This is a genomic window from Aeromonas sp. FDAARGOS 1402, from assembly GCF_019046925.1.
Taxonomy (GTDB): Bacteria; Pseudomonadota; Gammaproteobacteria; order Enterobacterales; family Aeromonadaceae; genus Aeromonas; species Aeromonas caviae.
In genome coordinates this window covers 1,690,591-1,705,222 of sequence record NZ_CP077201.1, presented here as the reverse complement: position 1 = coordinate 1,705,222, position 14,632 = coordinate 1,690,591, and the positions used below count along the sequence as shown (strand labels likewise).

The 14,632-nt window shown below is 59.8% G+C and carries 13 protein-coding genes; 5 read left to right on the top strand and 8 right to left on the bottom strand.

Going from position 1 to position 14,632, the window contains the following annotated elements:
* Positions 1–236: 236 nt before the first annotated feature.
* On the bottom strand, positions 237–1,019 hold the full coding sequence (locus tag I6L32_RS08110; RefSeq protein ID WP_216944924.1) for an SDR family oxidoreductase: 783 nt from the start codon (positions 1,017–1,019) through the stop codon (positions 237–239).
* Complete coding sequence (locus I6L32_RS08105; RefSeq protein ID WP_216944923.1) at positions 1,016–1,342, bottom strand: nuclear transport factor 2 family protein; 327 nt, start codon at positions 1,340–1,342, stop codon at positions 1,016–1,018. Before I6L32_RS08105 ends, I6L32_RS08110 begins: the two co-directional genes overlap by 4 nt.
* A 93-nt stretch (positions 1,343–1,435) precedes the next feature.
* Here I6L32_RS08105 and I6L32_RS08100 point away from each other — a divergent pair, with 93 nt between their 5' ends.
* Positions 1,436–1,801 (top strand): helix-turn-helix domain-containing protein, encoded by a 366-nt coding sequence (locus I6L32_RS08100; RefSeq protein ID WP_103244058.1) that lies wholly within the window; start codon positions 1,436–1,438, stop codon positions 1,799–1,801.
* Positions 1,802–1,929: 128 nt separating this feature from the next.
* Here I6L32_RS08100 and I6L32_RS08095 read toward each other — a convergent pair whose 3' ends face one another.
* Complete coding sequence (locus I6L32_RS08095; RefSeq protein WP_216944922.1) at positions 1,930–2,271, bottom strand: SH3 domain-containing protein; 342 nt, start codon at positions 2,269–2,271, stop codon at positions 1,930–1,932.
* A gap of 237 nt (positions 2,272–2,508) precedes the next feature.
* Here I6L32_RS08095 and I6L32_RS08090 point away from each other — a divergent pair, with 237 nt between their 5' ends.
* On the top strand, positions 2,509–3,297 hold the full coding sequence (locus I6L32_RS08090; RefSeq protein WP_216944921.1) for a hypothetical protein: 789 nt from the start codon (positions 2,509–2,511) through the stop codon (positions 3,295–3,297).
* Positions 3,298–3,575: 278 nt separating this feature from the next.
* The gene (locus I6L32_RS08085; protein WP_216944920.1) at positions 3,576–4,469 is read left to right on the top strand and encodes a LysR family transcriptional regulator; all 894 of its coding nucleotides are present in this window, start codon (positions 3,576–3,578) and stop codon (positions 4,467–4,469) included.
* A gap of 170 nt (positions 4,470–4,639) precedes the next feature.
* On the opposite strand, the gene I6L32_RS08080 is transcribed toward I6L32_RS08085, so the two are convergent.
* From I6L32_RS08080 to I6L32_RS08060, 5 genes are all read right to left on the bottom strand, one after another.
* The gene (locus I6L32_RS08080; protein ID WP_216944919.1) at positions 4,640–5,455 is read right to left on the bottom strand and encodes a DUF3226 domain-containing protein; all 816 of its coding nucleotides are present in this window, start codon (positions 5,453–5,455) and stop codon (positions 4,640–4,642) included.
* The gene (locus I6L32_RS08075) at positions 5,452–6,525 is read right to left on the bottom strand and encodes an AAA family ATPase (RefSeq protein WP_216944918.1); all 1,074 of its coding nucleotides are present in this window, start codon (positions 6,523–6,525) and stop codon (positions 5,452–5,454) included. Before I6L32_RS08075 ends, I6L32_RS08080 begins: the two co-directional genes overlap by 4 nt.
* A 152-nt stretch (positions 6,526–6,677) precedes the next feature.
* Positions 6,678–8,849: a DNA helicase II gene (gene uvrD / locus I6L32_RS08070; protein ID WP_216944917.1), complete on the bottom strand. Its 2,172-nt coding sequence runs from the start codon at positions 8,847–8,849 to the stop codon at positions 6,678–6,680.
* Between the two features lie 68 nt (positions 8,850–8,917).
* A complete protein-coding gene (locus I6L32_RS08065) occupies positions 8,918–9,379 on the bottom strand; it encodes a hypothetical protein (RefSeq protein WP_124244684.1) in 462 nt (153 codons plus the stop codon).
* Positions 9,380–9,383: 4 nt separating this feature from the next.
* Positions 9,384–11,291 (bottom strand): hypothetical protein, encoded by a 1,908-nt coding sequence (locus tag I6L32_RS08060; RefSeq protein WP_128297287.1) that lies wholly within the window; start codon positions 11,289–11,291, stop codon positions 9,384–9,386.
* A 588-nt stretch (positions 11,292–11,879) separates the two neighbouring features.
* Here I6L32_RS08060 and I6L32_RS08055 point away from each other — a divergent pair.
* Both I6L32_RS08055 and I6L32_RS08050 read left to right on the top strand, forming a co-directional pair.
* Positions 11,880–12,878: a BMP family protein gene (locus I6L32_RS08055; RefSeq protein WP_041212138.1), complete on the top strand. Its 999-nt coding sequence runs from the start codon at positions 11,880–11,882 to the stop codon at positions 12,876–12,878.
* Positions 12,879–12,979: 101 nt separating this feature from the next.
* Positions 12,980–14,557, top strand: a complete 1,578-nt coding sequence (locus I6L32_RS08050) for an ABC transporter ATP-binding protein (protein WP_216944916.1) — start codon at positions 12,980–12,982, stop codon at positions 14,555–14,557.
* Positions 14,558–14,632 lie beyond the last annotated feature (75 nt).

Below are 14,632 nucleotides of genomic sequence, written 5' to 3'. Positions count from 1 at the left end.
CGTCAAAGGGCCGCTCGGGGTATCGGTCACGGTCCGTGACATGGGGATACAGCACGCCATCGCCAATGGCTTCGGTTAGGGCGGCGTGAATGCCTGCATATGATTCCAGCGCGGGCAGTGGGCTTGTTCTTGCCATTGGCTGGAGGGGCGGCGAACGCCTTGTCCAGGTGTTCGCCAACACGTTTTGATAGCGACTGCCAACATCGCTGCGACTTGCTTGAAAAGATGGTGCTCGCCTACGCGGTGGGCACTGTGCCTCCGTCGATCACATATTCGGTACCGCTGATGGAGGCGGCCAGGGGAGATGCCAGAAAGGCGATGAGATTCGCAACCTCCTGCGGTTTGGCAGGGCGACCGAGGGGGATCCCTCCCAGGGAATCCATGATGATCTGCTTACCTCCCTCGTAGTCCGTGCCAGCCTGGATTGCCAGCCGCTCGGCCAGCGCAACGGATGCCTCCGTCTCTATCCAGCCAGGAGAGACCCGTACCACCCGCACCCCTTTTGGCGTCACCTCTTTCGACAGGCTCTTGCTGTAGGTTGACAATGCAGCCTTGGCGGCGGCATAGGCCGTGGTCGACTCCGGCAGGGGCAACTCACGCTGGATGGAGGTGACATGGATGATCACCCCCTCCCCCTGTACCAGCATGGCGGGCAGCAAGGCGCGATCCAGGCGCACCGCCGGCATCAGATTCATACTCAGCTCCCGCTGCCATTCCTCCTCCCCCAGCGCCGCGAAGCCGCCACCCGGCGCCGATGAGCCCCCCAGCACGTGGACAATGATGTCCACACCGCCCAGCCTGGCGTTGACGGCATCCACCACCGTATTGCAGCCTTCCACACTGGTCAGATCGGCGGCGACGAATTGTGCTTCCGGCACCTCCGCCGGGCGGCTGCGCGCCGTGGTCAGCACCCGGGCGCCATTGTCACGAAACAGGGTGAATACGGCCTTGCCCACCCCCTTGGTCCCCGCGGTGATCAATACCCGCCGGCCTTGCAGTGCCAAATCCATTGTCATCATCGTATCTCCAGAGAGTGAATGTCATCGCCCGACATCAGGAACAGGTGATCAAGCATCACAGGACTGCCGGGGAAGTTGCCCGCCACCTTGGCAACCACGGTCACCCACGCCCCGTCCTGCGTCACCTTCATGGGTGTCACGCAGTAGTCGAAGGCGGCCCGGGTACCCGCCATCCAGGACTGGATGGCGCTATGTCCCTGATGGGTATGGCGTTCGTCCCGCACAAGCGCATCTTCGGTGAAACATCCGGCCAGGCGGGCGGGATCCCCCCCGTTGCTGACCTCGAAATAGGTGGCAATGGATGGAAAGAGTAAGGTCGTCATCGTCATCCTCGCTAAAAGACAATTGCTGTACCGCCACTTTCCACATAGGCTTACGTTTAATCAAGTACGCACAGAAAAGTAAGTGACTCACCCATGAACAAGATCTATACCCCGTCCACGGCGGCCACCGGTGTCGAAGAGGTGCTCAAATTGCTGGAAGGGCGCTGGAAGCTGGTCATCCTGTTCCACCTGTTTGATGGCAAGGTGCAGCGTTATTCGGACTTTGAACGGCTGATCCCGGCCATTTCCCAGAAGATGCTTGCCCAGCAGTTGCGACAGCTGGAAGCAGACGGCATCGTCGTGCGCAAGGTCTACCCACAGGTGCCGCCCAAGGTGGAGTATCGCCTGACCGACTGGGGACAGGCCCTGTGCCCGGCGCTGGACGCCCTGCTGAAATGGGCGGAGCAGAAAGAGGCGCTACAGCCCGAAAACGCAGCCGAGCAGGAAACGTCCGACTAGCCATCCGTCAACCAGGAAGCCGCATACCGGCTCCGTCCCCCAGGTCTTTACAATTCACCCGGCCGCCGCGCCCCGTCGCTGGCCGGGTTTCTCTCTCCGCTCTACTCCTTCTCCGAGCCGCTGCCACCTTATGAGGGCGAGGCGATGCAGCTGGCCGGTATCCAGCCTGATTGCCCCGCTTCGTTGTGAACCCAGAGCCAGCCTGCCAGCTCCCGATCCACCCGTACCCCCTCCCCCACCGCCACATCCAGCTCCCGGGCGGTATAGTCCTGGCGCGCCTGCGCCTCCCCGGCGCTTATCGGGGTCAGCAGGGACAGGGGCGCCCACCCCTCGTTGCCGTCTGCGGTAAAGGTGCGCACCCAGCCCGGAAACTCGTCGTCCTCGTGGCCGATGCGCACCCGCTCTCCGGCCCGAAAGGCGATGGGATTGGGGTAGCAGGTGTGGTGCGCCGTGGTGATCAACGCCAGCATTGTCTCGTCCTCCGACAGGTTCTGATGAGTAACGTCCAGAGTCATACCACAAGCAAGGCACCGTTGCGCCCACCGGGCTCACACCCTCTGGCAGAGGGCGCTCTCCCCCGGGGCGGGCCGACGACCCTGACCCCCACGATTCATTACTGTCAGTGAATTTTCATATCATTCGAGTGTCATTTCAGTGAACACATCACCGCCCTAGACTGCTTCTCGAACCTTAACGAGGAGTCTTGTATGAAACTCACCCCTATCCCGTTGCTGGCCGGCACCCTCGCCTCGGCCTTCTCTTTCAACACCTTCGCCGGTGACATCGTCTCGGTGCAGTTCAGCGATGGCCGCCCCGCCGTGACCGGGGTCGAAGCGGTCAACAACGCGCTCAACCCCATCGGCGTCAACGTGGTCACTGTCGACATCCCCGACGCCGCCAGGCCGCTGCTCGCCGCCTCTCACCGCCGCGCGTTGACCAAAGCGGAGCACGGCGCCCTGATTGCGGCCTTCAACCTGAGTCAGGGGGAACTGCTGGAGCAGGCCAGGCTCGCAGGGCGCGAACCCGCGGTGCAGGGAGGCGGCGTCGCCACCGAGGAGACCGGCGTCGGCCCCTACCCCAAGGTCTATGACCTGATGGCACTGGACGAGCGCACCCGCAGCGCCGTGCTGGGCAAATATGGCCGCATGCACGTCAACTCCGCCGAGGACGGCACCGACATCGACGAGGTGATGACGGTGGTCAGCGGCGGGCCGTTCCGCTGGGGCTTTACCCTCAAAGACGGTAGCATCGCCCGCTTCCAGATAAACAAGGTGGGCCTTGCGGACAAGGCGGTGCGGATCAGCTATCACGGGCTCGGCATGCACGCCGGGTTGATGGACGCAAGACAAGGGCTGTTGGTGGCCTTCGCCCACGGGCCCAGAGCGTTCACCATGCGCTACCAGGCGGACGTGCCCCACGCCCAGCTGCTCGGCACCAACCCCTGGGCCGATGTCGGCATCACCCTGCCCCCCGCCCCCGGCAAGGTGCAGCAGTAAGCCGGTGCGTGCCATCTGGCGGCGGGGCCCGGGCCCTGCCGCCTGCTTTTATGCCTGCCGTCACGGGCCGGGGTGCCCGGGGCTCATCGCCTCTCTTTCGTCTGCGTCTCTGCCGGGCCCGCCACGCCCCGGAGGGCCATGATCCGGGCCGGTCTGCCACGGGCAACTCTCTGTCTGGCGGGGGATGGGGGGTGGACACCCCGGGGAACCGCACTATTGTGATAAAAGTGCGCAATGATGGCGCCATCATTTACCAGTAGTGAATTAACGGGGGCAGGATGAACAAGATCACGGCGCTGAACGTCTTTCGCCGGGTGGTGGAAATGGGCACCTTCAGGGCGGCGGCGGACGACCTGCGCCTCTCCCAGGCGGCGGTCAGCAAGAACATCAACGAGCTGGAAGCCTATCTCGGCATCGCCCTCATCAACCGCACCACAAGGCGGCTGAGCGTCACCGAATCCGGCATGGCCTATTACGGCCAGATATGCGCCGTGCTGGACAGCCTGGAGGCCGCCGACCAGTCCATCATGGCCGCCTCCTTCACCCCCAGGGGCAGGCTGAGGATCGGCATGCCCATGTCCTACGGGCTGATCCGCCTCAACCCCCTTGTCTGCGCCTTCCAGCGCCGCTATCCGGAGATCGGCATCGAGGTGATCCTGAGCGACGCCTACATGGATCTGGTGGATCAGGGGCTGGACGTGGTGATCCGGGGGGCTGGCACCCTGGAGGACTCCACCCTGCGCGCCAAACCCCTGTGCGAGGTGCAGCGGGTGCTCTGCGCCGCCCCCGACTACCTGAAGGAGGCGGGCCAGCCTGCCCACCCGGCGGATCTCAAGGGCCACAACTGCCTGCGCTACAGCCTCTCCTCCTCCCCAAACAAGTGGTTCTTCACCCGGGACGCGGAGAGCGTGGCGGTGGAGCTGCCCCCCACCCGTTTCTGCGCCAACAACGGCATCGCCCTGAAACAGGCGGCGGTGCAGGGGCTCGGGGTGATCCTGGTGCCGGATGAATTCGTGTCGAACGACCTGTCGGACGGCACCCTGGTCAGATTGCTCCCCGACTGGCAACCCGACCCCCACGCCCTGTTCGCCGTCTACCCCTTCCACAAGGAGCAGTCCCGCAACGTGCGGCTCTTTATCGAATTTCTCGTCAAGGCGTTTCAGTTGAGGTGAGTCAGACAGGCGGGAGTCTGGGGTTTGTGCCTCTCGGCCACGATACCGATAACCCATCTTATGCGGCGTGTAGGTTCGATTAGCGAAGCGATGGCCCTTTTTGATATCGACGACCAATCTCGCTACGACATGTGCAAAAAGATGGGTGTCCGAGATTTTTCTAGAATTCTTTAAATTCCCATACGACCCCATAAAGGCTCAAGGTCAGCAGGTAGCGGAAGGGTTCGCAGAAGATCTTTCATACGTACATCCTCCGACTTTTGCCCAAGCAATTGATTCAATGCTTGGTGCACAACCATCGGATAAAACTTTTTAGCATACAGATGCTTAGTGAAAAGTTCATGATGAACCAATGCCAAGTATTGCTGCTCCAGCTCATCAACCGTATTGGCAATTTGTATTGGATCAAGCCCATCAAGCCAAGCTTGCAAGATTTGCTCTAGCACTTGGCGATTTGGAACGTCTTGGGGATCATCAAGAATTGTTCCTCGGTGGTCTGGTCGACGCATCCGCTGGTATAGAGGGTTAACCACGTGCCATAGAGCAGCATGCCGAGTCCACGCCTCTAATGATCTATTGATCGCTGCATTCAGGTCAGCTTGCCTATTCGGCATCTTTAAGCGTTGCACTTCAGGTAATGCAGCCCAGATTTCGTCAGGCACGATCAAATAGCTTTCGATGCAAAATCGTGGCAATACGAATAAATTGACGTTTTGTTGTGATGCTTGTTGCACATCGGCATCAGTCCACTCATCTCGGTCAATTATCCCCAGCCAACTTGGTTCTTTGCCGAGTATTTCAATTACCTTAGATTTACCATGCGCAGCAATCACAACCCAATGTTGTTCCCAGTTAGTACTTTTTTTGGTAAGAAACGCACTGAACACATGTACATCATCCTCACCCTCAACAAGTAGTACTTGTTTTCCTGTTTGGGCGATCTGTTGTGTTTTGACATTGGCAATGAACTGGTCAATTTTGCTCATTCAGCCCCCAGCTCAATTCGCTTACCGTTTAGTTCATAGCGTTTCCAGATTTCAGGCTGATGAGATGTAATCAACAACTGACCCTGCTTGTCAGATACCAATTGTTCAAGGCAGGACAACATACTACTGACCAATGATGGATGTAGATACAGATCTGGCTCATCGATCATCACTACACAACCGTTCTCCCCCCAGCGCTCCAACACATATATCAGGATCAAGACCTGATGTTCCCCTGCACTCAAATCATCCATCGAATGCACCACTCCACGCAGACCTTTTACCTTTACCCGCAGGCGGTTTTCGCCCGGCTTAATATCGGGTTCAATTTCCTTACCTTGTAAGAATTCATTTAGACGACGGATTACTGCATGAAAAGTATGTAGCTGTGTTGTTTTCAAAGAAATCAGTGACGCTTCCAGTTGGCCTTTCCAGTCTTCGGTTGCCAAATAACGTGGGAGCCAGCGGCTAGCTGGATCATCTGCCACTACTCCACCCACCCCACGACGTGGGCTGACCCAACGACGTTCTTCTGCGTCCAGATAAATCAAATTTGGGAAGCTGGATTTCTCAAAACTTAACACCATTTTACGTCGTGCCAACGCCAAATTTTCTAACCACTGACCTGTTGGAATCAGTAAATCCCGCTTAGGTGCTCCTGGTTTACCAGTACGACTGACTGACTCACCGATCCACTGAACTTCTGGCAATTTAGCCTGCACCTGCCCCACCCAAGTCGTTTCGCCAAAAATGACTCCCAGCAAACCAGCTTGTCCTGTGTGAGGGTTAGGTACATCTGGAATATCAGACAACACCACCGCACAGCCTCCCCAGCGTTGTAGCCATTCTCTTGTGTGTGCATTTTTAGGAAGTGGCTTTCTCCCATCGAGCCAATCCCCCAACGCTAACCAAAGCATTGCTACAGCTCGCAGTACCGTTGACTTCCCACAACCATTTGGCCCAGTCAATAAAACATTGTGCTCAATATCATCTGACCAATCATTAATTAGACTGATTGGTTGATCAATCAGCGGGCCTACTTCAGAAAATAAAAGCTGCTGTATTTTCATTTCGTTATCCCTAGCCTGTAACTTCTACACACAGTAATCCCACAAAATACTGGGGAGAAGAAAATTAACCTATAATGGCTACCCCATGATGTGCAAGCTATCTTAACTGTCTTGTTGATTAGGTCTGCTCACCTTACAAATAAGCCCCCATCTTACAGCACCTCAAGGCGGGCATACGCCGTCACCAGCCACTTGGCGCCGACGTCGTCGAACTGGATCTGCACCCGGCTCTGCTGGCCGACCCCTTCGAAGTTGAGCACGATTCCTTCCCCGAATTTCGGATGGAGCACCCGCTGGCCGAGCTTGATGCCGCTGGCGTCAAAGCTCTGCTGCACCTCGTTCTGGCTAAAGCGGCCGTACTGGGTGGGGCGGCTGACTTGAGTGCGCAGCCGGATCTCTTCCAGACATTCGGCGGGCATCTCGCGGATAAAGCGGCTCGGCTTGTGGAACATCTCGCGGCCGTAGATACGGCGGCTCTCGGCATAACAGATGTAGAGCTTCTCCATGGCGCGGGTCATGCCGACGTAACAGAGGCGGCGCTCCTCTTCCAGCCGCCCCGACTCCTCGGTGGATTGCTGGCTGGGGAACATGCCCTCTTCCACACCGACCAGCAGCACCAGGGGATATTCCAGCCCCTTGGCGCTGTGCAATGTCATCAGTTGCACCGCATCGGCGTATTCGTCCGCCTGATTCTCGCCGGATTCCAGCGCCGCGTGGGCGAGGAAGGCGGAGAGATCGCTCATGTCTTCCAGCTCGTCCGGGCGCTGGTACTGACGGCAAGCGGTGACCAGTTCGTCCAGGTTCTCTACCCGCGCCTGGGATTTCTCGCCTTTTTCCGCCAGATACATCGCCTTTAGGCCGGAGTGCTGGATGGCGATATCTGCCTGCTGGTGCAGCGGTAGCAGGGAGACCTGCTCCTCCAGCGCGTCGATGAGATCCACAAAGCCGCGCACCGCGTTGCCGGCACGACCGGTCAGCACCTTGTCATTGAGCAGTGCCTTGGCCGATTGCCACAGGTTCTGGCCCTGATCCCGGGCGTTGTTGCGCAATATCTCGAGGGTGCGATCGCCGATGCCGCGGGTCGGGGTGTTGACCACCCGCTCGAAGCTGGCGTCGTCGCCACGGTTGTTGATAAGGCGCAGGTAGGCCATGGCGTCTTTGATTTCCTGGCGCTCGAAGAAGCGCAGGCCGCCGTAGATGCGATAGGGCATGGCGTCCTGCATCAGCGCCTCTTCCAGCACCCGTGACTGGGCGTTGGAGCGATAGAGGATGGCGCAGTCGGCCAAGAGGCCGCCTTTCTCTTTCCAATCCTTGAGGCGGCCAACCACAAAGCGGGCTTCGTCCACCTCGTTGAAGGCGGCGTAGAGCGAAATCGGCTCGCCCTCGGCCCCCTCGGTCCACAGCTCCTTGCCAAGGCGCTCGGCGTTGTTGGCGATGACGCTGTTGGCGGCTTTGAGGATGTTGGCGGTGGAGCGGTAGTTCTGCTCGAGGCGGATGGTTTCGGCGCCCTGATAGTCGGTCAGGAAGCGCTGGATGTTCTCAATCTTGGCGCCGCGCCAGCCGTAGATGGACTGATCATCGTCCCCGACGATCATCACCTTGCCGCTGTCGCCGGCCAGCATCCGCAGCCAGGCGTACTGGATGCCGTTGGTATCCTGAAACTCGTCCACCAGGATGTTCTGGAAGCGGTCACGGTAGTGCTCGAGGATGTGGGGTTTGTTCAGCCACAGCTCGTGGGCGCGCAGCAGCAGCTCGGCAAAGTCCACCAGACCGGAGCGATCGCAGGTCTCCTGATAGGTCTTGTAGATCTGCTGATAGGTGCGGGTGACGGGGTCGCCGTAGAGGTCGATGTCGCCGGGGCGCAGCCCCTCGTCCTTCTTGCCGTTGATGTAGCCCATTACGGCGCGCGGAGCCCAGTGCTTCTCGTCGAGGTTGAGCGCCTTGAGCACCCGCCGGATGAGGCGGTACTGGTCGTCGGAGTCGAGGATCTGGAAATCCTGCGGTAGCCCTGCATCCAGATGGTGGGCCCGCAGCAGGCGGTGGGCGATGCCGTGAAAGGTGCCGATCCACATGCCGCGCACGCCGTCGCCGATCACTTTTTCGACCCGGCCGCGCATCTCGGCCGCCGCCTTGTTGGTAAAGGTCACCGCGATGATGGAGAAGGGTGAACAGCGTTCCACCTGCATCAGCCAGGCGATACGGTGCACCAGCACCCGGGTCTTGCCCGAACCGGCACCGGCCAGCACCAGCAGGTTGCAACGGGGGGCAGCCACCGCGTCTCTTTGCTTGTCATTGAGCCCGTCGAGCAGGGTTGAAACGTCCATCACCACTCCTGTTTATTTATACAGGCGGGGATTATACGACCTGAGCCGCCAGAGACCAACCGGCAGGATCAACGAAGGGGGCGGTGATAGTCCCGGTACTGGCCCAGTACCTCACCGGAAAAGCTGAGCAACCGGGCGCGGGGGGCATCCAGCACCTGCTGGACGGGATCAAATCGCAGTGAAGCGGCCAGCATGCGGCCCTCAGGCAGGGTCACTTCCGTGTTCCCCATCACCAGCATGCCGTCCTGATAATGCCCATGCTCGAAGCGCACGATGACGTCATTCACCATCAAGGTGCCCTGCTTGAGCTGCAGTGATGCTCGTTGCATCTCTCGCAACGCAAACAGACTGGACAATGACGGACGCCCGCTGGGCATCCGCTGCAAGTATTCGTGGGTGGTCAATTGATATTGCAACTGACCCTGACGATCGAAGACACGCTCCCGATAATCGGTGTAGCGCGTCAGCATGCCGGCAGCCTGTGCCACCGGCATCCACAACAGGAGCGCCCCCGTCAGGAGCGCTCCCACTGGTTTACAGCTGATCGGCACAGCTGACCTTGTTGTCATCCAGGTCGGTACAGGAGACGAATACCTTGTCAAAGGTCGACCCGGCCACCGGCGTCATCTGGGTTGACCAGTCATAACCCACCCCCTTGGCATAGATGGCGGTGTGGCTCTCCTGATCTTCCTGCATCCAGCCGATGTACTTCAGTGCGCCGCGATCGCTCTGGGCAAGTGCCTTGAACTCGTCGCTCGTGATGAGACACATGGGCTCTCCCATGGCCTTGGACAGCTCGGCATCCCGCGCCCCCACGGCGCCATCACAGCCGCCGGTCACCTTGATGGTCATGTCACTGCGATCCAGCATCTCATCGAAGAACGGCAGCACATTGATGTTGTACTTCACCCCCACCTCTTGAGGCTGCCAGCCCATGCCGGTATTGACGTATCGGGTCTCGACGCTTTCCCACTGGATAGTGGGCACAGTGCCTGCAAAGTGGTTCGCCAGCTCCTTGAGAGTCGCGGCATTGGCCTCGATCTCATCCTGGGTCAACGACTCGTCCAGCTTGCTCTGATCGATGGTCAGAGCGAGGCTCACCGCATCCTTCAACTGCGACTTGGCCTTGGCCAACCGTGCTTTGGCATCGTCGGTCAAACGGAAGAAATCGGCGTGCGCCACCAGCGCATCCGGCTCGATTTCCTGCTGACTGAACTGGGTCTCGAAGGTGCTGCTGCTCTCTTCATAGGTGGTGGTCGGCTGCATGCCCCAGGTGTCCTTGATGTGCATACGCGGCAAGGTCACTTCTTCCTGCTGGGTGACATAGGCGCTGTCCGGACCGTACTGGTAGGAGGCGGCGATGTTGAGGGCCGATGCCATCGCCATCGCAGACGCCCGCAGTGCCTTGGCACCGTCGAGGTTGAGGGTGACGGTATCGTCATCGCCATAGGTGGCGCTGTAATCCGGATCCTGGATATCGGCCAGGGCAGCCGCGACGTTTTCCAGGCTGTCGGCATAGGCGCCCATCAGCTTGGCCACGTCACGGGTATATCCCTTGCCACCTTTGAGCGCCACGGAGGCGGTGCCGGGGGTGTGGATGATGACATCCATCACCTTGGCCAGGCTGGTGCTGTAACCACTGCCAATGGCGGACGAGGTGAAGCCCAGGCGTTCAGCCACCACGGGGTTGTTGGTCACCTCCAGCATGGTCAGCATGGCCAGCACGATCTGGCGATCGGCCTTGCCGCTCTCACCGGTCTCGGCCTGCAGGGTCTCCTTGTACTCCTTGAACTTGCTCTCGACGTCCAGGTTTTTCAGATCGGTCAGTCCCTGCAGATCGCTCAGCACCTTGTCGACCGCCACGGAGCGGCCATTGACGCCAGCCAGGGTGGCGGAGAGGTGGGCTTTCGCCGCAGCCAGAGAGACGACGGCCTTGGTGAGGCCCGCTGTTTTCAGCGCCTCGACCAGGGAGGTGTTGAAGGCGTCATCGCTACCCAGTTCGACGATCCCCAGTTGCGCGACCTGCGCCTTGTCGAGGGTGATGCCGTTCTCCGGATTGCTGTCGCTGTCGAGCGTCTGCAGCAATGCCGCAATGCGGATCGCTTTCTCCTTGTCGTCACCCGCCAGGGTGTAAGGGGTCACCAGCGAGTTGCCCGCCTTGAGGGTCACCGCCCCCAGGCGCTGGTTGCCCAATGCGAATTCGCAGGTGTCGCCATCATCAAACAGGAATTCACCCTTGGCATTGGTGACACCGGTGTAATCGTTGCACCGATAGTCGAGGCCACCCACGACGGAATCCAGGAAGACGGCAGTGTGAAGAGGCTTGCTGCCGGTGTCGGTGCCACCGCCATTGTTGCCACCATTGCTGCCACCACCGTTATCGTCACCACCGCCCCCGCAAGCGGTCAACATGACACCGGACAACACACAAGCCACTGCCATACTCAGCACGTTTTTTTTCATTTTTATCACCCGAACAAATGTCAAAAATACGGCCCCATCCCGGGGGCCAAGTTAATCCGGGTATAACCTAGCGTACCCATATGACAAACACCAATGCATTTCCATATGAGTGTGCTTGCCATCACGCAGGCCCCGAGCGAGCAGGAAAAACGGCCACAGACGACGGCCCTGGGAGGGGAAATAGCCATCCATCTTGGGCTGTCACACCTCGGGCGGACCTCCTGGCGCTCAGCCAACCCGCCCGCCAGCGTGGCGTCGATGAGGCCGCAGGGATGGTGCCGATAGAAGCCAGTTTTTTCATCAGGGGAGGAAAACGGTTGCGCCTAACGTCATGAATCCAAACACAAATGTCGATCGAGCCCTATTAATCCCGGAATTTAATTCTGCAAAAACACCATAAAACAAACACTTATAAGGCAATTTGCTTATATTTCAAACCGTTAACGCAAACGTTTTTCCTCTATGATCCCCTTGACCAACGGGCTGGCTCACTTACAGTTAGCCAGCGTGCTTTATGACCTGCCAAGACAGGTTGTGGACCCTCACATAACAATCAAGGATACGATCGTGACTAAAGTGCTCAAGCTGGCCACCGTGGCCGCCCTCACCCTCGCTGCCCTGTCCGCCCAGGCAGCCTCCGAGCCCGCCGTCATCTATGACACCGCAGGCAAATTCGACAAGTCCTTCAACGAAGCCGTGTTCCGCAACGGCGTCGAAGTCTACAACAAGGACAAAGGCGTCAAGGTCAAGGAGTTCGAACCCCAGAACGAAGCCCAGCGCGAGCAGGGCCTGCGTCGTCTGGCCAGCCGTGGCAACGGCCCCATCGTCGCCGTCGGCTTCAACATGGGTTCCGCGGTAGAGAAAGTGGCCACCGAGTTCCCGAACACCCAGTTCACCATCATCGACATGGTGGTCGACAAGCCGAACGTCCAGTCCCTCATCTTCAAGGAGCATGAAGGTTCCTTCCTGGTGGGTGCCCTGGCGGCCATCGCCTCCAAGACCGGCAAGGTCGGCTTCGTGGGCGGCATGGACATCCCGCTGATCCGCAAGTTCCAGTGCGGCTATGAGCAGGGCGCCAAGTACATCAATCCGAAGATCGACGTCTATCAGAACATGACCGGCTCCACCCCGGCAGCCTTCGCCGACCCCGCCAAGGGTGCAGAACTGGCCAAGTCCCAGTTCGCCAAGGGCGCCGACGTGGTCTATGCCGCCGCCGGTGGCACCGGTATCGGTGTCTATCAGGCTGCCAAGGACGAAGGCAAGCTGGCCATCGGTGTGGATTCCAACCAGAACCACCTGCAACCGGGCACCATGCTGACCTCCATGGTCAAGTCCGTGGGTCTGGCCGCGTACAAGAGCTGGGATGACGCCGCCAAGGGCAGCTGGAAGCCGGGCATCCAGTCCCTGGGTCTGGCCGAAGGCGGGGTTGACTGGGCGCTGGACGAGAACAACGCCAAGCTGATCACCCCGGAAATGAAAGCCAAGGTCGAGAGCATCAAGGCCGACATCATCGCCGGCAAGATCAAGGTGCACGACTACATGAGCGACAACTCCTGTAAGTACTGATCCTGCAAATACCGAGTCACTGCTACGACTCTCAACCAGTGATGACCGGCCCGCACGGGCCGGTTTTTAGTCTCTACTTCATGACCCGCAAGGACTGCATCATGGACCAGACAGATCGCTATGCCATCGAATTAAGGGGTATCGATAAGCGGTTCGGCGACGTGTACGCCAACAAGCAGATCGACCTTCAGGTTCGTAAAGGCAGCATTCACGGCATCGTCGGCGAAAATGGCGCCGGCAAGTCGACCCTGATGAGCATCATTTACGGTTTCTACCACGCCGACAGAGGCGAGATGCTGATCGACGGGAATCCGTTCAAACCCCATGGCTCCCAAGATGCGATTGCCGCCGGGGTGGGCATGGTGCACCAGCACTTCATGCTGGTGAACAACTTTACCGTATTGGAAAACGTCATCCTGGGGGCCGAGAACGGCTGGCGCCTGGGCAAGAGCCTGGCGGCCGCCGAGAAGCTGCTGGGCGAGCTGGCACGGGACTATGGTCTCGAGGTGCCGCTGCACGAGAAGGTCGAGGATCTGCCGGTGGGCCTGCAACAGCGGGTCGAGATCCTCAAGGCGCTCTATCGCGGTGCCCGCATCCTGATCCTCGACGAGCCCACCGGGGTGCTGACCCCGCAAGAGGCGGATCACCTGTTCGAGGTGCTGAAAAAGCTGCGGGATCAGGGGGCGACCGTCATCCTCATCACCCACAAGCTGCGGGAGATCCTGGCCATCACGGATCAGGTCTCCATCATGCGCCGGGGGGAGATGGTGGCCCATGTCGCCACCACAGACACCGACAAGGAGCAGCTCGCCGAGCTGATGGTGGGCCGCAAGGTGCGCCTCAAGGTCGACAAGGGCACCGCTCAGCCGGGCGAGGCCAAGCTCAAGGTCGAGGGCCTCTCTTACGTCGATGACGCCGGGGTGGAACGGGTCAAATCCGTCAGCTTCGAAGTGCGGGCGGGGGAAGTGGTCGGCATCGCCGGGGTCTCCGGCAACGGCCAGTCCGAGCTGCTCAGCATGCTCGGCGGCATCCTCAAGCCCAGCAAGGGCGGCTTCACCATCGCCGGGACGCAGCGCCACGAGGTGAGCCAGAGCCACCCGGCCGACCCGGAGCAGGTGCGCAACTTCGGCCTCGGCCACATCCCGGAAGACCGCCACAAGATGGGGCTGATCAATCGCTTCGAGGCGAAAGAGGCCTTCATCCTCGGCTATCACCGCCGTGCCCAGTACAACAAGGGCTGGCTGCAGGACAAGGAGGCGATCCGCCAGGATTGCCAGGCCAAGATGGAGAAGTGGGACGTGCGCCCGCCGAGCCCGGAGCACAAGACCGCGAACTTCTCCGGCGGCAACCAGCAGAAGCTGGTGATCGCCCGGGAAGTGGAGCAGGACCCGGATGTGCTGCTGGTCGGTCAGCCGACCCGGGGCGTCGACATCGGCGCCATCGAGTACATCCACCAGCAGATCATCGCCATGCGCGACAAGGGCAAGGCGGTGCTGCTGGTGTCGGTGGAGCTGGACGAGATCATGAGCCTCTCCGACCGCATTCTGGTCATCGCCGACGGCCGCATCGTCGGCGAGCTGGACGGCGCCAGGGCGGATGAACGCACCATAGGCCTGATGATGGCGAACATAGTTCCTGACGACGTGGCGGCAAGCCAATCACAAGGAGCCACATCATGAAGGTCACAACCACTTGTAACGGATTCGGCCTGATGATGGTCAACACACCAGTCCCCGACGATATCAAGGAGGCCC